The 21,671-nt window shown below is 39.9% G+C and carries 16 protein-coding genes, 3 tRNA genes and 1 pseudogene; 13 read left to right on the top strand and 7 right to left on the bottom strand.

Annotated elements, in window-relative coordinates; all coding sequences use genetic code 11:
* The first annotated feature begins 89 nt into the window (after nt 1-89).
* A complete protein-coding gene (locus AC5YD2_RS12440; RefSeq protein ID WP_496126640.1) occupies nt 90-1,610 on the top strand; it encodes a catalase in 1,521 nt (506 codons plus the stop codon).
* Nucleotides 1,611-1,712: 102 nt separating this feature from the next.
* Here AC5YD2_RS12440 and AC5YD2_RS12435 read toward each other — a convergent pair whose 3' ends face one another.
* A complete protein-coding gene (locus AC5YD2_RS12435) occupies nt 1,713-2,837 on the bottom strand; it encodes an MBL fold metallo-hydrolase (RefSeq protein ID WP_496126639.1) in 1,125 nt (374 codons plus the stop codon).
* A gap of 562 nt (nt 2,838-3,399) precedes the next feature.
* Here AC5YD2_RS12435 and hcaR point away from each other — a divergent pair.
* Entirely contained in the window at nt 3,400-4,299 is a 900-nt protein-coding gene (gene hcaR, locus AC5YD2_RS12430; protein WP_496126638.1) for a DNA-binding transcriptional regulator HcaR, read from the top strand.
* A gap of 120 nt (nt 4,300-4,419) precedes the next feature.
* Here hcaR and AC5YD2_RS12425 read toward each other — a convergent pair whose 3' ends face one another.
* The 3 genes from AC5YD2_RS12425 to AC5YD2_RS12415 all read right to left on the bottom strand — a co-directional run bounded on the left by AC5YD2_RS12425 (nt 4,420) and on the right by AC5YD2_RS12415 (nt 6,781).
* Nucleotides 4,420-5,088 (bottom strand): HAD family hydrolase, encoded by a 669-nt coding sequence (locus AC5YD2_RS12425; protein ID WP_496126637.1) that lies wholly within the window; start codon nt 5,086-5,088, stop codon nt 4,420-4,422.
* 60 nt (nt 5,089-5,148) lie between these two features.
* Nucleotides 5,149-6,120 carry an RluA family pseudouridine synthase gene (locus AC5YD2_RS12420; RefSeq protein ID WP_496126636.1) on the bottom strand — a complete coding sequence of 324 codons (972 nt, stop codon included), beginning with the start codon at nt 6,118-6,120 and terminating at the stop codon, nt 5,149-5,151.
* 517 nt (nt 6,121-6,637) lie between these two features.
* Entirely contained in the window at nt 6,638-6,781 is a 144-nt protein-coding gene (locus tag AC5YD2_RS12415; protein WP_496126635.1) for a hypothetical protein, read from the bottom strand.
* 99 nt (nt 6,782-6,880) lie between these two features.
* Here AC5YD2_RS12415 and AC5YD2_RS12410 point away from each other — a divergent pair, with 99 nt between their 5' ends.
* From AC5YD2_RS12410 to AC5YD2_RS12390, 5 genes are all read left to right on the top strand, one after another.
* Nucleotides 6,881-10,357 carry an Rne/Rng family ribonuclease gene (locus tag AC5YD2_RS12410; RefSeq protein WP_496126634.1) on the top strand — a complete coding sequence of 1,159 codons (3,477 nt, stop codon included), beginning with the start codon at nt 6,881-6,883 and terminating at the stop codon, nt 10,355-10,357.
* 206 nt (nt 10,358-10,563) lie between these two features.
* Nucleotides 10,564-12,405, top strand: a complete 1,842-nt coding sequence (locus AC5YD2_RS12405; RefSeq protein ID WP_496126633.1) for a long-chain-acyl-CoA synthetase — start codon at nt 10,564-10,566, stop codon at nt 12,403-12,405.
* A 196-nt stretch (nt 12,406-12,601) separates the two neighbouring features.
* Nucleotides 12,602-12,677 (top strand) — tRNA-Lys (locus AC5YD2_RS12400).
* Between the two features lie 21 nt (nt 12,678-12,698).
* Nucleotides 12,699-12,774: transfer RNA gene (locus AC5YD2_RS12395), tRNA-Lys, on the top strand.
* 73 nt (nt 12,775-12,847) lie between these two features.
* Nucleotides 12,848-12,923 (top strand) — tRNA-Lys (locus AC5YD2_RS12390).
* 368 nt (nt 12,924-13,291) lie between these two features.
* Here AC5YD2_RS12390 and AC5YD2_RS12385 read toward each other — a convergent pair.
* The gene (locus AC5YD2_RS12385) at nt 13,292-13,912 is read right to left on the bottom strand and encodes a hypothetical protein (protein WP_496126632.1); all 621 of its coding nucleotides are present in this window, start codon (nt 13,910-13,912) and stop codon (nt 13,292-13,294) included.
* A gap of 292 nt (nt 13,913-14,204) precedes the next feature.
* Here AC5YD2_RS12385 and AC5YD2_RS12380 point away from each other — a divergent pair, with 292 nt between their 5' ends.
* Nucleotides 14,205-14,474, top strand: coding sequence for a PspC domain-containing protein (locus AC5YD2_RS12380; RefSeq protein WP_496126631.1), 270 nt, complete (start codon nt 14,205-14,207; stop codon nt 14,472-14,474).
* Nucleotides 14,475-14,842: 368 nt separating this feature from the next.
* On the opposite strand, the gene AC5YD2_RS12375 is transcribed toward AC5YD2_RS12380, so the two are convergent.
* Nucleotides 14,843-16,075 (bottom strand): hypothetical protein, encoded by a 1,233-nt coding sequence (locus tag AC5YD2_RS12375; RefSeq protein WP_496126630.1) that lies wholly within the window; start codon nt 16,073-16,075, stop codon nt 14,843-14,845.
* Nucleotides 16,076-16,368: 293 nt separating this feature from the next.
* On the opposite strand from AC5YD2_RS12375, the gene AC5YD2_RS12370 reads away from it, so the two are divergent.
* The 5 genes from AC5YD2_RS12370 to AC5YD2_RS12350 all read left to right on the top strand — a co-directional run bounded on the left by AC5YD2_RS12370 (nt 16,369) and on the right by AC5YD2_RS12350 (nt 21,028).
* A complete protein-coding gene (locus AC5YD2_RS12370; protein ID WP_496126629.1) occupies nt 16,369-16,899 on the top strand; it encodes a hypothetical protein in 531 nt (176 codons plus the stop codon).
* 68 nt (nt 16,900-16,967) lie between these two features.
* Nucleotides 16,968-17,945: a glycine--tRNA ligase subunit alpha gene (glyQ, locus tag AC5YD2_RS12365; protein ID WP_496126628.1), complete on the top strand. Its 978-nt coding sequence runs from the start codon at nt 16,968-16,970 to the stop codon at nt 17,943-17,945.
* A 12-nt stretch (nt 17,946-17,957) separates the two neighbouring features.
* Nucleotides 17,958-18,434 carry a DUF6678 family protein gene (locus AC5YD2_RS12360; protein WP_496126627.1) on the top strand — a complete coding sequence of 159 codons (477 nt, stop codon included), beginning with the start codon at nt 17,958-17,960 and terminating at the stop codon, nt 18,432-18,434.
* Complete coding sequence (gene glyS / locus AC5YD2_RS12355) at nt 18,431-20,497, top strand: glycine--tRNA ligase subunit beta (protein ID WP_496126626.1); 2,067 nt, start codon at nt 18,431-18,433, stop codon at nt 20,495-20,497. The genes AC5YD2_RS12360 and glyS overlap by 4 nt, the downstream gene beginning before the upstream one ends.
* A gap of 90 nt (nt 20,498-20,587) precedes the next feature.
* Complete coding sequence (locus tag AC5YD2_RS12350) at nt 20,588-21,028, top strand: hypothetical protein (protein ID WP_496126625.1); 441 nt, start codon at nt 20,588-20,590, stop codon at nt 21,026-21,028.
* Nucleotides 21,029-21,489: 461 nt separating this feature from the next.
* On the opposite strand, the pseudogene AC5YD2_RS12345 reads toward AC5YD2_RS12350, so the two are convergent.
* Nucleotides 21,490-21,671 (bottom strand): annotated as a pseudogene (locus tag AC5YD2_RS12345) (IS5/IS1182 family transposase); the annotation flags it as partial.

Raw genomic sequence — 21,671 nt, 5'->3', positions numbered from 1 at the left:
TCATGTCATGATCGAATAGGAATGATATTTCTTCATTTAAGAATATATTCTTGTTAATCATCATGATCAAAAAATAATGGAGATAAACGATGAGCGATGACTCAAAAAAATGTCCTGTATCCCACTTGACTACTGATGCTGGTGCTCCTGTTGTAGATAACCAAAATAGTATGACAGCAGGCGCACGTGGCCCATTACTTTCACAAGATGTATGGTTACATGAAAAGCTGGGTAATTTTGTCCGCGAAGTTATTCCAGAGCGTCGTATGCACGCGAAAGGTTCTGGTGCATTTGGTACGTTTACCGTTACCAATGACATTACTCAGTATACTCGTGCTAAAATTTTCTCTGAAATCGGCAAAAAAACTGAATTATTTGCCCGTTTCTCAACGGTTGCTGGTGAACGCGGCGCAGCGGATGCTGAGCGCGACATTCGTGGTTTTGCTTTAAAATTCTATACTGAAGAAGGTAACTGGGATCTCGTGGGTAACAATACCCCTGTATTCTTCCTTCGTGATGCACGTAAATTCCCTGATTTAAACAAAGCAGTGAAACGTGATCCTAAGACCAATAAACGCAGTGCAACCAATAACTGGGATTTCTGGACTTTACTGCCAGAAGCATTACATCAAGTCACTATCGTCATGTCGGATCGTGGTATCCCAGATGGTTACCGTCATATGCATGGTTTCGGTAGCCATACATTCAGCTTTATTAACGCCAACAATGAGCGCTTCTGGGTCAAATTCCACATGCGTACTCAGCAAGGCATTAAGAACTTAACAGATGCAGAAGCGGAAGCAATCATTGCGAAAGACCGTGAAAGCTCACAAACAGATTTATTTGATGCAATTGAACGCGGTGATTTCCCGAAATGGAAAATGTACGTTCAAATCATGCCTGAACTCGATGCTGAAAAAGTCCCTTATCACCCATTTGACCTCACTAAAGTATGGCCTAAAGGTGATTATCCACTGATTGAAGTGGGTGAGTTCGAGCTCAACCGTAACCCTGAAAACTACTTCCAAGATGTAGAGCAAGCCGTTTTTGCACCAAGCAACTTGGTCCCAGGGATTAGCTTCTCTCCTGACCGCATGTTACAAGCTCGTCTGTTTAACTATGCTGATGCAGCACGTTACCGTGTCGGCATGAACCATTACCAAATTCCTGTCAATGCGCCTCGTTGTCCTGTTCACTCTAACCGTCGTGACGGCCAAGGTCGTGTAGATGGAAACTATGGTGCTTTACCACATTACGAACCAAACAGCTTTAACCAATGGCAAGAGCAACCTCAGTACAAAGAGCCACCTCTAAAAATCTCTGGTGCAGCGGATTATTGGGATTATCGGGAAGATGATAACGATTACTTCAGCCAACCTCGTGCATTGTTCAATTTGATGAATGATGAACAGAAACAAGCTTTGTTTGATAACACTGCAGGTGCAATGGGTGATGCACTTGATTTCATCAAGTACCGTCATATCCGTAACTGTTATGCATGTGAACCAGCCTATGGTGAAGGTGTAGCCAAAGCACTTGGTTTAACCGTAGCAGATGCACAAGCTGCACGTGCAACTGATCCAGGTCGTCACAATCCTGGTTTTCTTTAATTCTAAATAGAATTTAGAAGCATAAAAAACCACCTGCCAAGGTGGTTTTTTATGCTCTAGTTCAATCTGGCTAATCTCAATGAATGTCATTTTCAGAGTAAATTAAACAATCAACCGTCTACCTTCTCGAATACAATACATTGGATTCATCAATTTGGATGAGTTCTTCATCGCATGATGCAAATCTAATTCAGGTTGCTCACGTGACTCATCTGTGAGCTGAAACGTACGATAATGGATCGCTAACGATCTACGAGCTTGTAAATCCACATGTGCATGGAATGCATCTTGAGGATTCATGTGCACATGTCGAAGTAAAGATCTAGGTTCATAAGCTCCGATGGGAAGTAAAGCGATACGTGGATTTCCTAGACGCTTTTGTATCTCCTTGAAATGGGGTCCATAGCCTGTGTCCCCTGCAAAGAAACAATGTCCATGCTCCGAAACAATCGAAAACCCGCCCCATAGTGCAAGATTCTGATCTCTCGCTCCTCGCCCTGATCCGTGTTGTGCAGGCGTATACACGATTCTTAACTGATGCAATAAAGCTGACTGCCACCAATCCATTTCAATCACATGGAAAGCCTTCGGCAAATAATAACCATTCCCCAAACCAGTATAAATTGGCATTGCAAATTTCTTATGCAACCACGTTAAACTTGCCAAATCCATGTGATCATAATGATTATGGCTCAATAAAACCGCATGAATTTGTGGAAGCTGCTCTAAAGCGATTCCCGCAGGAATCACCCGTTTAGGTCCATAGCCTTGCTTTGGACTAACATGCTCAGCCCAAACCGGATCAGTTAAAAAATTATAAGGACCAATTTGAATAAGAACCGTCGCATGTCCAATGTACCAAATTTGCCAGTCACTCATCGGTGCAAGCGGACGCTCTTCAGGCAATGCTTTTTGTGTCGAAAAAAACTCTTTCGTTTCTGCTTGAAAGTCCCCTGTCCATGTCTGAGACTTTCGTGACATGATCCATTTTAAAAGATCCCAACGACCTATTTTGTCTGGAGCTTCGACCAGATTGGTAAATTGTTGACCATTATGATGATCAGTCGCTATAAATTTAAAATTGGGCTTAGACCATGTATGCGATACACAGTCCATCGTTTTGATTTGGTACTGTAATGCTGGTGTCTGCTTCAAATTTTTTGTTTTAACATTCGAAGTTAACAAACGAGAATCCGCTGATGGATTTAATTCGCTCTGTTTCGACATTAGTAATTAAACGCCCTATTCTTTAACTGAACCCAATGAAAATACACGAAGTTTTACATCGTTTAACGCGTATCTATGATTTTAAATGTCTAGAATTTTAAACACTCATTCATACAGACAAATGACATTCATTCACGTTTAACCTTTTTTAATCTCTCTTGTGTTAAAAAAATGATTTCAACAGTCAAATCAAGTATTAAAAGCAACATATAGATATATATCAACTTAGTCAGTATTTTAGCGAATCATTCGGCTAATTTATTGTGTTGATTTGTTGTTTTTCTCAATATATTTAATGTTTTATAAAAACTATACGTATTGAGATTGAATCTAAACATATTGGTTTGAATAATGATATATAGCCAAGAATAGCTGTATTGAGAGGAAATTACGCTTAAAAGAACCCTAAATTATATGAAATTAACTATGCCATTCTCAGCTTCATTTATTTTCTAAATACTATAATAAGCTTACGAGATGGTGCTTTATCGTTTATACTCGAGCTCAATCGAAGTAATAGATATTTTAGCTTAATGCTCGGCTTGATACTCGGACGAATTTTATGGAATTGCGCCACCTTAGATATTTTATTACTGTCGCTGAAGAGCTTAATTTTAGTAAAGCCGCACTGCGACTCTATACTGCTCAACCCTCTTTAAGTCAGCAAATTAAAGATCTAGAGGAAGATGTAGGTGTAAGACTTTTAAATCGTACAAAGCGTAAAGTTGAATTGACTGAAGAAGGGGCTGTTTTCCTTGAACAAGCACGTTTAACGCTAGCGCAAGCCGATAAAGCAGTTGCCATGGCGCGTCAAGTCTCTCAAGCGAAACAACAATTACTTCGAATTGGCTTTGTTCCCGTAGTGGAAATGAAAATTTTCCCCTATGTCTTGCCAAATCTTCGCGTTCAAAACCCTGACCTGAAAATCGATTTACTCAGTTTAAATAACGTCGATCAAATTCGCGGTATTAAAAAAGGTGAGCTGGATATCAGCTTTACACGCGACAACTTCCAATCCGATGAGATTGAAAGTAAATTTGTCTTACGTGAACCGTTAATTTTCATCTTGCCGAAAGATCATCCTTTAGCAAAGTATGAACGTATTCCAGTTCAAGCATTGGATGGTATTGATTTCATCATTCCATCGGATGAACAATCTAAAATGCTACATGATGCTATTTTAAATTTCGCCAAAGACCAAGGCATTGAATTCAATATCGTCCAAAAAGCCGATAATATTTTATTCAATATCAACTCGATTGGTATCGGTTTGGGTTGCACCATTTTACCCGGTTACATTGCACCACTGACTATGAACAACACGGTGATTCGCCCGCTTGATGTTGAACTTCCATCGCTTGATTTGTTTGTCAGTTATCGCAAAAATTCGAGCTCTACAGCGGTACAAAAATTTATCGATTTACTCTCCAAAGTATTCTATTTAGATTTCAATCAGAGCTGATCAGTTTAAGCCTTAGATTGTAATCATTGAGTTTCAAACTTTGCATGCCTCGTAATACTCACAAATCAAAAAAGCCCACTCAATATGAATGGGCTTTTTTGATTGAATACATTGAAGAATTTAAGCACTTTCCTTCAATTTAATCTGATGATTCAACAACTGGTGTAATGTCGTTACATCGGATGCTAAAGCAATCGGATTAAACCTTTCCAACACATGTGACTCGTGCACACCATAAGTGACACCTACTCTTGGCATGTTGATGTTCTGCGCCATTTCTAAATCATAAGAGGTATCACCCACCATAATCGCTTGTTCAGGTTCAATGCCAACCACGCTCAATATTTCCGACAGCATTAATGGATCTGGTTTAGACTTGGTTTCACTGGCAGCACGCGTTGCAACAAAGAGATCCGTGCTTTGAGTTTGTGCCAAAACACGATCTAAACCTTTACGGCTTTTGCCCGTTGCAACAGCGAGTTGAATCCCTTGCCCTACTAAATCCTGCAACATTTCAGCAACACCATCAAACCAAACATCATGGGTTGAATGCTTGACATAATGGTCAGAATAACTTTGCAAAATCGCTTGATGCAATTCAGGCACTGTAGGGAAAAGTAATTGTGCAACTTCAGGTAAACCTAAGCCAATAATGCTTTTAGCCGCTTCATTAGTTAAAGGCTGATTAAACTGTTCAGCAGCAAATTTTAAACTTTTTACAATTTGACTCACTGAATCAAATAAAGTGCCATCCCAATCAAAAACAATCAGCTCAACAGGTTTTTGCATAAAATATTCCACAGTTTGACTCAGTGGTTGATCCCAGTTTATTCATCAATCTAAGATGACTTATTCAACATCGTGTTCAAATAAAGTAGGCTGTTTATCTTTCTTCTGCGCTCGGAGCTGCGCAACAATACTCTGCATATCTTCAGGTAGGGGTGCTTCAATTGGCGCATAACCTGGAATATCTAGACGCATCGCATGGAGACATAGACGACGTGCTTTAGGCCCTTTATATTCAGTTTCATGACCGTACTTTTCATCCCCAATTAAAGGGTGACCTATACTTAAACCATGCACACGAATCTGATGGGTACGACCTGAAAGTGGTGATGCATACACTAAGGTTGCATGCATAAAACGCTCTTTCACATTCCACTGCGTTTTTGACTCTTTGCCTTCTTTAGATACACATACACGGCGTTCGCCATTGGCAAGTTCATAACGGTGTAAAGGTGCATCAATCAGTTGTTTATCTAGACTCACTTGACCCTTAACAACAGCAGCATAGGTCTTTTTGATTTTGTGCTCACGCAACATATCTTGAAGTAATTTCAAGGTGCTACGCTTCTTCGAAATCATTACCAAACCTGATGTATCACGGTCAATACGGTGGATCAACTCAAGATATTTTTTACCTGATGCAGCACGTAAACCCTCGATCAAACCATACGCCACGCCACTACCACCATGTACCGCAATCCCTGCTGGCTTATTCACCACCATCAAGCCTTCATCTTCATAAATTACACGACTGAGTAAACTTTGAGCGACTTTATCAGACACAGGCACAGCAGATTCGTCTTTTTGCTCATAACGAATTGGAGCTACGCGAATTTGATCACCAATCGCGAGTTTCGTCTCTGGCTTAATTCGTTTTTTATTGACACGTACTTGACCTTCACGAATTAAACGATAGATACGACTTTTCGGCACACCTTTTAAACGTGAAAACAAAAAATTGTCGATGCGCTGACCCAATTGGTGCTCATCCACTTCAAACCAAGTGACGTTTTGCCATTCTTGTGTAGAATTCATACAGTTACGTTGACCTAAAAAAATACTAAATTTGATTAAAAACTGATCACTTAGACTGTACTTTTCACTAGAAATGTCAGTCTAGCCCATAGGCAGATGATGTAAGGTTTGCTATAGTCAGCGCACGGATACCGCCGTAAGAGAGCATTCATTTAGAAATTTCAATAACTTTGAAATCAAAAACTAAATTTGATCGCTCTATCACACCTCGGAATGGTCCCAAAAGAATACGCCGACGCCGAAGGCTTATTATATCGGCAAAAAGACAAACTGTTGCGTTTAATTGTGCTTTTGCACATAAATCAGTTTGTTTAAAAAAATATGTTTCCAACATCACGTTGGATTTTAAACGTAAACTGATACACATCAGAATAGTCGCAACCTGACTGATACTCAGGCTACAGCGTTAGATGCATTGGATCTGCACAGTTTGTAAAGATACGACGATAATTCCGTATCAAGACACTCTATCAAATATGAAGAGTTGATCTTCGAGCAATGTGACAGTGAAAGTAACTCACATCCAATGCACCGCATGTCCGCCAGTGAGTACGCAGGTAACTTTAATCAGTGACAGGATTAAAGCCGTATTGCCATCATCAATACGTGAATCAAAAACCGAAGCCTCACCAAAAAGGTCGGTAAATGGCTCAGACCACAATCTTAATTGAACAGTCTGAGTTTTTGATCCATGATATTTGATGTTCGCGACAAAATAGCGATTGTTTGTTTGTGTATCATCTAGTTAGGTGTTACACCCATGAAACGTATGTTGATCAATGCAACACATGCCGAAGAAGTTCGCGTTGCACTTATCACTGGTCACCGTCTTTACGATTTTGATTTAGAAAATCGCACGCGTGAACAAAAGAAAGCCAATATCTATAAAGGTCACGTGACTCGCGTTGAGCCTTCTCTAGAAGCCGTTTTTGTAGAATATGGTGCAGGTCGTCAAGGTTTCTTGTCGATGCGCGAAATTGCCAATTCATACTACAAAGCTGATCCTCGTCAGACTTCAAATATCCGCGAACTCATTACTGAAGGTACTGAGCTTCTGGTTCAAGTTGAAAAAGAAGAACGTGGAAATAAAGGCGCTGCCCTTTCTACCTTCATCTCTTTAGCGGGTCGTTACCTTGTCTTGATGCCAAACAACCCGAAAGGGGGTGGTATCAGCCGTCAGATTTCAGGTGCAGTTCGTGAAGAATTGAAAGAAATGTTGGCATCTTTAAACGTACCTCGTGGCATGAGCGTGATCGTTCGTACTGCGGGAATCGGTCGTTCTCAAGAAGAGTTACAACTTGATCTTCAACATTTGTTAGATCTTTGGGCGCGTATTCAAGGTCAATCAAGCTCTGGTCCATCACCAATGTTGGTTCATCAAGAAGCTGGCGTGGTGACACGCGCCATTCGTGATTACCTCCGTGATGATGTTGCTGAAATTTTAATTGATTCTGAGCAAGCGTATAACGAAGCCTATAACTTTGTTAAAGCGGTCATGCCAAACCAATTAGACAAGCTAAAAACATATACTTTGAACGAACCTTTGTTCGCTCATTTCGGTATCGAAAGTCAAATTCAAACCGCTTACGAACGTGAAGTTAAACTTCCTGCGGGTGGTTCGATTGTGATTGACCAAACCGAAGCTTTGGTGTCAATCGATATTAACTCTGCAAAATCGACTCGTGGCCATGACGTAGAAGAAACCGCGTTAAATACCAACTTAGAAGCTGCAGAAGAAATCGCTCGCCAATTACGTTTGCGTGATATCGGTGGCTTGGTTGTGATCGACTTCATCGATATGACCAAAGAACGCAACCAGCGTATGGTTGAAGCGAAACTTCGTGAAGCAACACAAAGCGACCGTGCCCGTATCCAATTCGGTCAATTGTCTCGCTTTGGTTTAATGGAAATGAGTCGTCAACGCTTACGCCCATCTTTAGAAGAAGCAACAGGTTATGTATGCCCACGCTGTCATGGCACAGGCATGGTACGTGATCTTCGTTCGTTATCTCTTTCGATTATGCGTAAAGTGGAAGAAATTGCACTGCGTGAACGTCAAGGTGAAGTTCAAGTTGAAGTGCCTGTTGAAATTGCAGCATTCTTATTGAATGAAAAGCGTCACAGCCTTGTTTACTTAGAACAAACGTCAAATGTACGTGTGACAGTATTACCCCATCCACATTTAGAAACACCGCATTACGAGATTACATTTAACCCAGAAGGTTTCGCACCAACAAGCTATGAGCGTACTGAAGCAACACGCAATAGTGAAAAAGAACTGGGTTATGAATCTTCTGAGTGGCATTTAGAAGAAGAACAGCATGTTCAACATACGCATGCCCCTGCACCAGCACAGCAAGACAAAAATGCGAAACGTAAAAATGCTGCTCCAGCGCCACAAAATACAACGCAGAAACCTGTTCAAGCCACTGTAGCAGCACCTTCAACTAGCCCATGCGCTTGGCTAGAAAACTTGTTTGTCCAAAAACAAGCAGCAACGATTGATCAATCACGTACTGCAAACAATGCCGCAGCCGCGATTGAACAAATGGTCAATGGTGGTGCGGTAAGTCGTGGTCAATTTGGTCAAGTTTCTCACACTGCTCCTGTTGTTGCAGTTGAAATACCTAAAGCTCCTGAAACCAATGCGTACATCTCACATAGTCCTATAGCTAAAAATGATGTTCGTGACGGTGCTGATCGCGCTGAGAAAGATGATCGTCCACAGCGTAACAACAACAATAAAAAGCCACGTAACAACAAACAACGTGACAATCGTGAACAAGTCCAAGATCAGCATGTCATTGAAGAAGTTGTACAAATAACACGTCAAGAACATCGCCATGAGCAACGTCAAGAGCGTCATGAAGTATCTCGTCAAGAGAATCAGCGCCATGACAATCTTCGTCAAGACAGTATGCGTCAAGAGCATCCACGTCAAGACAACCGTCATGAGCAACGCATTGAACCACGTGAGCAGAAACCACGTAATCCAAAGCGCCCACATCAAAATGAACAATCATTTGATGCGCAAAATGAGCCAGCTGTTCCACGTCGTGACCGCAATGCACAACGTCCACCTCGCCCAAATCGTCACCGCGATCAAAGCGTATTGAATGAACAATCTGTTTCAACGCCTGTTGATCAAGCTCAGCAACCTAAAGTGGACATGGTGGATGTACCACATAACAATAACCTCACTACAGCACTTGTCGTGAACGTAGATCAGGCAAAAAGTGAAATCATCGCTTTAAACCCTACAGTTCAACCAGTGGTTAATGACGTTATTGAAACTATAGTTACTCCTACACCTGTTGCAGAAGTAATCAAAGCTGAAACGCCTAAAGTTCTTGAAGCTCAAATCACTCAAGCTGAGCCGAAGCAAGCTGAACAAGTACAACCTGTTCGTCGTGCAAGCAATGATCCTCGCCAAAATCGTCGCAATAAACAACGTGACAACAAAGCGAAAGTGGTTGCCCCTAAAGTCAATCCTTCACAGGTACCTACCTTAGGTCAATACACAGTAATCAGCTTAATTCGTCATGTATATGGGGACGACTGCTCTGTTTTGATTGAACAATTTGGTTTAATCCCAACCTTCAATCGTGCATTGCAAAAGTTCACTGAAGCGTACATAGCAACACTCACCGTCGCATCTAATCACACGACGGAAGAGAAAAAGCCCGTAACGCGTGATGTTATTGTCACGAAAGTGCAAGTTGAAGCTGAACCAGCGCCTGTGTTGAATTTAACACCGCCAAAACCGGTTTCAGATAATCGTGTTGCTAACGATCCACGTGAACGTCGTCGTCTAGCGAAACTTGCTGCTGAGCAAGCAAAGCAAGCACGTGTTGAAGAAGTCAATGCTGTAGAAGCGCCTGCTGTTGTTACTGTAGAAGAATCTACTGTGGCACCTGCTGAGATCGCTCCAACAATTGAAACTGAAACCAGTGCAGTTGTTGATATCACGATTGATGAAAAGGTTGAGACTGAAAGCACTGTAGCGGTTGCAAATACTGTTGTTGAGCCTTCAGTAGATACAATTGCTGAACCTATTGCAGTCAAAACTGACGTCAAGAAAGTGGGAAAGGCGTCTGATGCGAATCCGAAAGTTGAAAATTCAAGCTCGGAAGAAGTAAAAGACGACGCTGAATTATCGGATGAAGATAAACCTATACGTCCTCGTCGCCCTCGTGGTCGCCCACCTAAAAAGGCAACTCCTCCTACTGAAGAGTGATTAGCCAAATAATCTTAATTTAATAAAACCTAGTCATTACGATGGCTAGGTTTTTTTTGTTACTTTAATCAAGGTTGTTAGACACCTTTGACCAATCAAGATTGAATTAACGCGCAAGTTGGTTTAAAAATACTTTAAAAATGACAGCAAGACTCTATTGCGACGAATTAAAGATAAACGGATAAAGAATACAAAATAGGATTCCCATGAGCCAAACCAATAATCATGATCTAATCGGACTCACTGACGTTGCTGTACGTTTACCCAAATTAATCGGAAAACTTCCTCACATTGCTGTCGGACTGAGCCAAGCCTATTTTAGAACAGCCTCGACGCCAGCAGGTTTAGCTCTAGCCTTTGAAAAAGCCGTAAAACGCAACCCTACGGGTTATGCCTTGTTGTTTGAAGACCAAAAATATAGCTATAACGCACTGAATGATTGGGCCAATCAAATTGCTCACTTTTATCTTGCTCAAGGCGCGAAGAAAGGTGATGTGATTGCGGTAGTAATAGAAAACCGTTCTGAATTGCTGGCAACCGTCATGGGTTTAGCCAAGATCGGTGTCGTCTCCGCAATGGTCAATACCTCTCAAACAGGTAAAGTGCTGACGCACAGCATTAACCTTGTAAAACCAATTGCGATTATTGTGGGTGAAGAATGTCGTGAAGCTGTATCAGAAGTGCGTGAAACACTCAGCATTACTGAAAAAGATTTTTATTGGTTCGCAGATCAAAATACACGACAAGATATCGGTGAAGCACCTCAAGGCTATACCAATTTAGCACAAGAAATTTTGTCATTTTCCAAGTCAAATTTAAAAGAGACCCATAAGGTCACTGGTGCAGATGGGTTATTTTATATCTACACTTCAGGCACAACAGGTTTGCCTAAGGCCGTGATCTTTAGTAATAGCCGCTGGATGCTCGCTTTTGGCACCTATGGTCATGTGCTTAATCTCAACAAAGATGATGTTCTGTACTGCACCTTACCGCTTTATCACGCCACAGGTATGGTCGTATGTTGGTGTGCCGTGCTTGCAGGAAATTCAGCACTCGCCATTCGACGTAAATTTTCAACGTCTCATTTTTGGACTGATGTTAAAAAATTCAATGCTTCTGCCATCGGCTACGTGGGTGAGTTATGCCGATACTTGATGGATGCCCCTGAATCAAGCGATGAACGTTCGCATCGTGTGACCAAAATGATTGGTAACGGCATGCGCCCCAATATTTGGAATAAGTTTAAACAACGCTTTGGGATCGAAGAAGTGTTCGAACTTTATGCGTCGAGTGAAGGTAATGTGGGGTTCTCCAATGTTTTAAATTTCGACAATACAGTCGGTTTTTCACCTGTTCCTTATGCCATTATTCAATATGACAAAGAAAAAGATCAGCCCATATTAGATAAAAAGGGTCACTGTATAAAAGTGAAAAAAGGCGAAACTGGACTGCTCATTGGGAAGATCACCAATCGCTCCCCTTTCGATGGCTATACAGATCCCGAAAAGAATAAATCATCGATCATGCATAACGTTTTTACCAAAAATGATTCGTACTTCATTACAGGTGACTTAGTGAAAGATATAGGTTTCCGGCATGCACAATTTGTAGATCGCTTGGGTGATACCTTCCGTTGGAAAGGTGAAAATGTGTCGACGACCCAAGTTGAAAACATCTGTAGCGATTATGAAAAAATCACAGAAGCTGTGGTCTATGGTGTAGAAATTCCTAACACCAATGGTCGTGCAGGAATGGCGGCGATCACTTTAAAAGAAGGCGAAACACTGAATGATGAAGATTTGGTTAATATGGTCATCGAATTCAAGAAAAATCTACCCTCTTATGCCATTCCTGTTTTCTTACGTGTGCAAAAAGCCATCGAAACAACAGGCACTTTTAAATATCAAAAAAGTAAATTAAAGGAAGAAGGCTTCGATTTAAGCAAAACAGATGAGCAGATTTTGGTACTGTTACCGCAAGAAGATCGTTATTGTAAGATGACACAAGAAATTTTCGACAACATTCAAGCGTATAAATATCGCTTTTAAAAGTAATTGTTGCCTATTTTATGATTAGATAAAGCGGATTTGTTGCATTTATAATCAACCATAGGCAACTTTCTTAATTTTTACTTGCGCTCGGTTGAGATCTTGCTACAATACGCTCCATCAAACGAAGTGGTGTTAGAAAAATCCTGTTTTTCTCACACTCTACATTCAAATTCATTTTTGATTGTGATGTTCAGGGTCGTTAGCTCAGCTGGTAGAGCAGCGGACTTTTAATCCGTTGGTCCCGCGTTCGAATCGCGGACGACCCACCATTTTATTTGATCATCCTTGATGGGTCGTTAGCTCAGCTGGTAGAGCAGCGGACTTTTAATCCGTTGGTCCCGCGTTCGAATCGCGGACGACCCACCATCATATCCTTCGGGATAATGCAAAATACCATATCTTGCGCCGTATAAATGATACTCATCATTTACACTCCTCAGGGTCGTTAGCTCAGCTGGTAGAGCAGCGGACTTTTAATCCGTTGGTCCCGCGTTCGAATCGCGGACGACCCACCATTTTATTTTTTTAAACACTATTTAATTTAAATGAATCTAGATCGTAAAAACGATGATAGATGATTTTTCATATCTACGCTGTGCATTTCACTAAACTCATTTGAGCGATGTTCCATCTCGATTAATGAAATTAATCTAGGCTTAATGCTGATATTTGAATATCGTAAATCTCATTTTTAATCTGTGAATGGCTTGAAGCAAGCAAAATAAAAAAAACTACTTAATTGCTTTATAACAATTTGATGCGTTATAACTCTCGCAATCAAGCAGATTGTTTTCAATCGAAGATTTTGAGCCCAGCGAACAGCATTAGCTTTTTTTCACTTATCCCCTTACTCAAACAACTCTAGATATTAATTAAATACGGCTCAGTCTGCTCGCTTAAGCACATAATTTTCTAATGGAAAAGCACCGCCCTGCGCAAAAAAATCAATATTTTTTTGCGTAAAATTCCGAACTTTTTCACTATTCAACACCATGGTATGTGTATCTTTCATGGTATAAAAAAACTCGACACCATTTGCACGGTGTAAAGTAATTTGCTTCAGTTCAGGTTGATATGACCAAGTATCCTGACGATACTGTTTATGGGACTCAAAAGTAATTGTGCCTAAATGAATAATGGTGCGATGTGCTGTGCCATCTGGCAATAGATTCAAGATAAAATCTGCATGCCCACTTTCACAAGAGACCAAGGGATCATCACAACTGATCGAGGCATAATACCTACCCACATAGGGCATTGCTTGCTCATCTACACTTGATTTTTTCTGATGTTTCTCGAAAACTGGCACAGTTGCTTGACCTGCAATATCAGTGAGCGTACGCCCCTCTTCATTTGATACGCCTTTTTGACTCTGCATTTCCGCATCATACTTTTCCAACGCTTCTGTAGAAGAAGGTGAATTACATCCAGTCAGTGCAAGAATCACCAAGCAACTCGCAAGAAAAAGTGAGGATCTTCGTATTGGCTTTATAGTTTGAAGCATTCGACCACACCCAGAGTAAATTGAGTCATTATTTTTAATCACCTTATTATAGCTTTAGCAGATGACCATATGACCAAACAATTGATTGTCTAAAATGAGATTAATCAACCAAACTCTATATTTCAATGACTTAGATTATAAAATCCTGTCACTAATTACATAAATTAACGATTTAATGATGATGGTCACTTTAAAAATCTTGATTTCATCTCCATAAAATATACATACATATGAGATATTTTAATTTCTGGATTATGTATCCATTTTATTTTAGGTTTTAAAGGAGACCTCAATGGCCAATGTTGGTTTATATCGCTCTAACCGCTCTAATATGATTGCAGGTGTAATGGGTGGTATTGCTGAACGTTTTGGTTGGAATGCGAATTTGCTTCGTATGATCTTTGTCGTTGTATCACTGATGAGTGCCGCTTTTCCTGGCATTTTAGTATATTTGGTACTTTGGCTCGTCATGCCAAAAAAGCAATATAAATATGACCCACTTTCATCGAGTCACCTATCACCAAATCATCAAAATCCAATTCGCACTGTGAATCAGGATTAAGTCTGACGATTTTAATTGAAAGCAATAGATCAATATCAAATCACGAGTTTTTGATTTGGTTGTTTTTCAACTACGACTCTTCCCCGAGAGCTCGTAGTTTTTTTATTATTGATCACCTTCATTTAACTTATACAGCATTACTGTCAAATCCATCTGTAATTACCTACACGCTACTCATTGAATTTGCAATCTACCCTCATCAAAGACATTGAACATAAAATATACTTTTAAAAGCATAAAAAATAGAAATTTTTATTAATAATATTAAGTCTTTATATCTTTTCGATATCATTTAAATTGTTTAAAAATATTCAGCTCAACATTGTTATTGAGCTGAATAAAAAAAGGTTAAGTACTTAAAAATCAATTTAAACTTGCCCAACACCCAACCAAGTGAATTGATTTGGTACAGTATCGAGCTGAATGGTTTGTTTAATCGTTCCTGTTTTTAAATCTACATTGAGAATCAGCTTTTTCTGTACATCATTTAAATAAACTTCATCTGTGCGACGATTTGCCACCAATTGAGTTTTGGCTAAATCATTTGATTGAGCATCCAAAACATTGAGGCGTGTTTTTAATTCCCGCGTTTTACTATCAAAAATATTCAGCACCCCAGTACTGTCTAATACAACAAAATACTGACCAGAAGAACTATAAGTTTGCTTCAAACGTGTTGTGCTTGGATCATTGACCCATTTGATTTGATTAGTACTTTTAAGCACTGGATCAATGATAAAAAGATCTGGCGTCGTCGACGCCAATGCCACTAAATTAGGGGCTAGATGATGCCCGACCACTGTGCCGATCCGCACAGAAAGTGGAATCTTAACATCTGTAAATTTCTGACCTTGTTGCTCCACCAGCAATACACCATCTTCACAGCCAAATGCTGAGAATTTTTGAATCGAGGATGCGCCATGTAAACCTGGGCAAGGATTAGTTAGCGTTTGTTGTTCATGGAAGTGATCGCCATGTATGCCATAGCTTTTCACGATACTGACTTTAGACTGACCATCAGTAAGATACGTACTCAATACGACATCGCCTCGAGGCTCAGCCACACCGTGATGCTTAAAAGGTAAGCTTTGACTCGCAATGCTACTATTAAAAATATCTTGGTCTTTAAAGACATCAAACTTGGAACTTTGATCGTTATTGCCATCATAAAAAATCGCAGCTTGGTCATTGAAATTTCGGTAATGGGTTGGTGATGCCCCATTGAGTTGATATGTTAATAATTGTGGTGTTTGACTCGAGATATTCCCTTTATTCAGACTTAAGCCACTGTCATAAAAATTTACGACGCCTTGAGTTCGATTCATTAACACCCCATAACGGTAGCCTGCACTGGCATGAATTGCACTAGGGTTAACAGTGAGTTGAGCATTGTGGATGGTTTGTTTCTGTGCCAAATCATAAAGATTTAATTGAGGGCGATTTGGATCTTCAGTCAAGATCAATAAGCGCCCTTGTTGATGTTCTAAATTTGGTTTTCCATCAGGGATTGATGGAGGGCTTGAAGGTGAATCATCACCGCCACAAGCACTCAACAATAAAGCGCTGATTGTCAGCGTGAGTAAGGAAGCTATTTTTGTCATGTTGTAATCCATTTGTAGTGTTATGACTAAAATTTAATGCGGAAGAATGATATTAGAATCATTTTGGTTATGTTATAACATTACATATAGAATTAACAATAATCACTGGTCTACTTTTAAGAATTATTGAAAATTTAGGATTCAATCAATTTGAGTTATTTAGTTAACGTTCAGTCCAAGTAAACAGAGCTTTTTATCGCTAAAGTCTTGTTGAACGCATTGCTACTGGCATAATGGATGCAAATATAACCTTCATGATGATTGACTTGGAATAGTCATCGTTAATCTTTCAAATGATTGAAACGAATAAAATATTGATGAATATAATTTCAAAGATCAGTAAAAATTGCGCTACACCATTAAATGTCACAACTGAACAAATTCAAAGAAAATTGGCTGTTGCACCTTTATATACTTTAGCCGTGTTTTTAGGCTTTTATCTGCTTGCATTTCTTGTGAGAACAAAAGTTAGTTGGAGCTTAGAAAGAGAGTTTCTCACCGTCTTTATCGTGATTTCATTTGCAATATTATTAGTCTATTACGTTCTGGCCTATGTCTTGATTTATTCATCACAATTATTACTGATTAAATTCTATTATTTAAATTTGTGGTTTATCCTATTAAGCGCCATAGCACTCATCCCCATTCTTACCCTCATTTTATCTTTATTCTTAGGCTTTAAACTCTCAATGGCAGGCTTCATCGGGATCTTAGCGCTATCATTTGCTTTAATGTATTGGTTTTTACTGTTTAAACAGCATCAAAAAAATATCTTAAAACAGACTCAATCAACTAAAAATCATAAATACAAAAATAAAGACTAACCTTTGCCACTCTTCTGCAAAGTCCTTATACTTAGACCCAATTTTTCACTAATTTTAATGGATGCTACATGAGTCGCGCCATATCGCATATTGATACATTTCAAGGCTTAATTCTTGCCTTACAAACCTACTGGGCTGAACAAGGTTGCGTCATTTTACAACCTTACGATATGGAAATGGGCGCAGGTACATTCCATACAGCAACATTCCTTCGTGCATTAGGGCCAGAAACTTGGAACGCTGCTTATGTTCAACCCTCACGTCGTCCGAAAGACGGTCGTTATGGTGAAAACCCAAACCGCTTACAACACTACTATCAGTTCCAAGTGGTACTTAAGCCGAACCCAGACAACATTCAACAGTTGTACCTCGACTCGCTTAAAGCGATTGGCATTGACCCACTGGTACACGACATTCGTTTTGTCGAAGACAACTGGGAATCTCCAACGCTAGGCGCTTGGGGCTTAGGTTGGGAAGTGTGGCTGAACGGTATGGAAGTGACACAGTTCACGTACTTCCAGCAAGTCGGTGGTGTTGAGTGCTACCCTGTGACAGGCGAAATCACCTATGGTTTAGAGCGTCTTGCCATGTACTTGCAAGGTGTTGATTCTGTATATGATCTTGTTTGGACCAAAGGTCAGTTTGGTACTGTGACTTACGGTGACGTGTTCCATCAAAACGAAGTGGAACAATCGACCTATAACTTCGAATATGCCAACGTTGAAAAAATGTTTGAACTCTTCGACTTCTATGAAGCTGAAGCGACACGTTTAATCGAAGCTGAACTTCCACTTCCTGCTTACGAGCAAGTCATCAAAGCATCGCATAGCTTTAACTTGCTTGATGCACGTGGTGCGATTTCTGTGACTGAACGTCAGCGTTATATTTTACGTGTACGTACTTTGGCACGTTCAATTGCAACCAGCTATGTGGCAGCACGTGCGAAGCTTGGCTTCCCAATGGCTGAACCTGCACTTCGTGATGAAGTCCTTGCACAGTTAAAAGCGCAAGTTGAAGCGGAAGCTGTTAAAGCAGCTAAAGACTAAGGTTCTGTACTTATGTCAAATCCCCACTCTGTTGTTCATTTCGGTATCCAAGACGAGCAAAAAAAAATTGCTTTAGCGATCCAAAAAGGTCAATGGAGTGGTCTTGCTAATAATACAAAATGGACTGAGTTTGTTTCTGCAATTCGCAATGATGATTGGCATCCTAGCTATCGTTATTGTTGGATTTGCAATCAATTTATTAGTCAATGGGATGTAGAATGGTATGGACATTTGCCCTATCCATTCTCAGGCGTATTATGGTTTGATATCGGTACATTAGAACATCAAATTGAAAAACCTTGGGGACATAAAAAGATTATTGATCATGCTCCTAGGTTTATAGATATGCTGTTAAAGATTGGTTTAGAACATGAACAACGTGGCGATGTAATCAGAATTTGGGGATATTTACCCAAAGACCAGACAGATTTCCCACCACAGGCCGATTTTAAACAGCCAAATTATATTTTTTCGGATACATGGAAATGACACATACTGTTTTATTTGAACTTGGCTGTGAAGAACTTCCACCAAAAAGCTTAAAAAAATTACGTGATGCGTTGCATGCTGAAACGGTTAAAGGTTTAAAAGATGCCGGTCTTGCATTCGATTCAATCGAAGCGTATGCAGCACCACGTCGTGTAGCGCTTAAAATCGTAAATGTAGATGGCGCGCAAGCAGACACAAAAAAACGTTTTGACGGCCCTGCTAAACAAGCTGCGTTTGATAGCGACGGTAACCCAACCAAAGCGTTAGAAGGCTTTATGCGTGGTCAAGGCATTACTGTAGATCAAGTCACCACTTTCCAAGCCGGTAAAGTTGAAAAGGTTTGCTATTTAAAAGATGTCAAAGGTCAAAGCCTTGATGTTTTACTTCCACAAATTTTACAAAATGCGCTTGATAACCTACCAATCGCAAAACGTATGCGTTCTGCGGCAAGCCGTACTGAATTCGTACGTCCTGTAAAATGGGTCGTATTGCTTAAAGACAATGAAGTGGTTGATGCAACGATTCAAGACCATAAAGCAGGTAACGTCACTTTCGGTCACCGTTTCCATGCGCCTGAAGCGATTACTTTAGGGCATGCAGATGAATACCTTGCGAAGTTAAAAGCTGCGCACGTAGTTGCGTCTTTTGAAGAACGTCAAGCGATCATTGACGGTCAAGTCAAAGCACTCGCTGATGAAGTAAATGCCATTGCGATTGTACCTGCGGATCTTCGTGACGAAGTAACGGCATTGGTTGAGTGGCCTATTGCACTTCGTGCTAGCTTCGAAGAACGCTTCCTTGCTGTTCCTCAAGAAGCATTGATCACTACGATGCAGGACAACCAAAAGTATTTCTGCTTAGTGAATAGCGACAATAAACTTCAACCGTACTTCATTACGGTGTCAAACATTGAGTCGAAAGACCCAACACAAATTATTGAAGGTAACGAGAAAGTGGTTCGTCCACGTTTGTCGGATGCTGAATTCTTCTTCTTACAAGACCAAAAACAACCACTAGCTTCTCGTAAAGAGAAATTGGCGAATATGGTTTTCCAAGCAGAATTGGGTACGCTTTGGGACAAATCGACACGTATTGCGAAATTGGCTGTTGCTCTAGCGCCAATCACTGGGGCAAATGCAGCTGATGCTGAAAAAGCTGCACTTCTTGCGAAATGTGACTTAACCTCTGAGCTTGTGGGTGAATTCCCAGAACTTCAAGGGATTGCCGGTACTTACTACGCACGTCTTGAAGGTGAAAATGACGAAGTCGCTGAATCTTTAGGTGAGCAATACTTACCTAAATTTGCAGGTGACGTTTTACCGAAAACCAAAACAGGTACAACGATTGCTTTAGCTGATCGTTTAGATACTTTGACCGGTATTTTCGGGATTGGTCAAGCACCTACAGGTTCTAAAGACCCGTTTGCGCTTCGTCGTTCTGCAATCGGTATTTTGCGTCTTGTAACTGAAAACAATCTTGATGTTTCTATTGAAGATTTAATCAAGCTTGCTTTGGCTGCTTATGGCGATGTATTGAAAGATCACGCTAAGACGCTAAATGATGCTGTTGCATTCTTAGAAGGTCGTTACCGTGCCAAATACGAAGACCAAGGCGTTGCGGTTGATGTGATTCAAGCGGTTCAAGCGTTGTCGCCAAAATCTCCGCTTGATTTTGACAAGCGTGTAAACGCAGTCAATCACTTCCGTGCATTGCCTGAAGCGGCTGCGCTTGCTGCAGCGAATAAGCGTGTTGCGAACATTCTTGCAAAAGAAGCTGAACCTACAGGTGCAGTGGTTGAAGCAAACTTGGTTGAAGATGCTGAAAAAGCATTATTCGCTGAACTTGCGAAAATTAGGCCTGTGGTTGAACCGTTATTTGCTACGAAAGACTACACCGCTGCCCTTTCTGCTTTAGCTGCACTTCGTGCGCCTGTTGATGCTTTCTTTCAAGGTGTAATGGTAATGGCGGATGACGCTGAGTTAAAAGCTAACCGTTTACGTATGCTTGCTCAATTACGTGGCTTGTTTACGAAAGTGGCTGATATTTCAGTGTTACAGCACTAAGTATTAAGCATTAAAAAAACCCGCTTTACAGCGGGTTTTTTTACAGTTCGATTTAAGATAATATAAAAAATATTGCTCAAATTTATAAAAATGAAACTTAAAACTATAATCATGATGTTTTGTACTATTACTTTAAGCGGTTGCCAGTCTAAAGAAAATATTCAGGTGACTTATAAAAGCTTTCAGATAGAGTCAGCAACTAGAACACAATTAATCTCGCAACAAGAAATAAATTTCAAATTAGAAGATCAAGATTCTTTTCGATATGTAGTTGGTAAAATTTCGCTGTATAAGATTAGTGATAGTTGTCAAATTGACAAAACTCTTATTTATTCCAAGTCTATTGCTGTCACTTATCAGTATATCTTTAAGAAAAAAAAATTAGTCTCATCTCACACTTTAGTACCCGATGAATTTATTAAAAACAAGATTAATCATATTTGGAATGATTCTGAAGATAAAAATATCCTTGAAAGCTTCAATGAAGCTAAGCAAGTCTTTTCATCAAAGGAACTTGATCAATGCAATTAAGATACAGCTATGAATAACTCTAAATACTATTTCAAAAATGATCTTTACCTCATTATTATTTATGCAATCTTATTATTTTGTTCAATTCAGTGGCAGGCGCAAGCTCCATACATTACAGATCGAAGAGAGATGTTGATTCTACAAGATCTTTATATTTGTGCTTTATTTGCATTTTCCTCCCTATTAATGAGCTTAATAGGATTGAGTGAACTTAAATCGGAAAATAATGAGGAAGCTATCTATATTAGCAAACTAGTACTTGGCTGTATTTATGGGACTATATGTACATTTATCATGGTCACCATAGCAGAGACTTCAATACTACGTCATGAAGAGATTTTGCGAATACTCATTACTCCAATTCTATTTTATATCTCTATTTATTTTTCGATACTTTACTATGTGAAATGGCTTTGTTGCACAAAGGTTTGAAAGGCAGAGCTACCCTAATTGAGTTAAATTTAAGAGACAACTTGGGTATGAGGGCGACCTAATTCTGTGAATTTATTCAAGACCGCTATGCGTGCATGAATCTCATTCACCTGACTAGGGAAACTTCTTGATGTTAATTTATCGCCTAATAATTTGATGCAATGCATCTTGGTTTCCACCAAACTTCGACGATGATAACCAGACCACTTTT

It is taken from the genome of Acinetobacter sp. CY73 (genome assembly GCF_059515865.1).
The sequence above is the reverse complement of the archived record's forward strand: the minus strand, read 5'-3'. Positions and strand labels throughout refer to the sequence as shown.

Coding starts and splice junctions, on each gene's coding strand:
- AC5YD2_RS12350 (WP_496126625.1), top strand. CDS start 20,588: ATGAAACTTAAAACTATAATCATGATGTTTTGTACTATTACTTTAAGC.
- AC5YD2_RS12410 (WP_496126634.1), top strand. CDS start 6,881: ATGAAACGTATGTTGATCAATGCAACACATGCCGAAGAAGTTCGCGTT.
- AC5YD2_RS12405 (WP_496126633.1), top strand. CDS start 10,564: ATGAGCCAAACCAATAATCATGATCTAATCGGACTCACTGACGTTGCT.
- hcaR (WP_496126638.1), top strand. CDS start 3,400: ATGGAATTGCGCCACCTTAGATATTTTATTACTGTCGCTGAAGAGCTT.
- glyS (WP_496126626.1), top strand. CDS start 18,431: ATGACACATACTGTTTTATTTGAACTTGGCTGTGAAGAACTTCCACCA.
- AC5YD2_RS12440 (WP_496126640.1), top strand. CDS start 90: ATGAGCGATGACTCAAAAAAATGTCCTGTATCCCACTTGACTACTGAT.
- AC5YD2_RS12375 (WP_496126630.1), bottom strand. CDS start 16,075: ATGACAAAAATAGCTTCCTTACTCACGCTGACAATCAGCGCTTTATTG.
- AC5YD2_RS12425 (WP_496126637.1), bottom strand. CDS start 5,088: ATGCAAAAACCTGTTGAGCTGATTGTTTTTGATTGGGATGGCACTTTA.
- AC5YD2_RS12370 (WP_496126629.1), top strand. CDS start 16,369: ATGATTGAAACGAATAAAATATTGATGAATATAATTTCAAAGATCAGT.
- AC5YD2_RS12360 (WP_496126627.1), top strand. CDS start 17,958: ATGTCAAATCCCCACTCTGTTGTTCATTTCGGTATCCAAGACGAGCAA.
- AC5YD2_RS12380 (WP_496126631.1), top strand. CDS start 14,205: ATGGCCAATGTTGGTTTATATCGCTCTAACCGCTCTAATATGATTGCA.
- glyQ (WP_496126628.1), top strand. CDS start 16,968: ATGAGTCGCGCCATATCGCATATTGATACATTTCAAGGCTTAATTCTT.
- AC5YD2_RS12420 (WP_496126636.1), bottom strand. CDS start 6,120: ATGAATTCTACACAAGAATGGCAAAACGTCACTTGGTTTGAAGTGGAT.
- AC5YD2_RS12435 (WP_496126639.1), bottom strand. CDS start 2,837: ATGTCGAAACAGAGCGAATTAAATCCATCAGCGGATTCTCGTTTGTTA.
- AC5YD2_RS12385 (WP_496126632.1), bottom strand. CDS start 13,912: ATGCTTCAAACTATAAAGCCAATACGAAGATCCTCACTTTTTCTTGCG.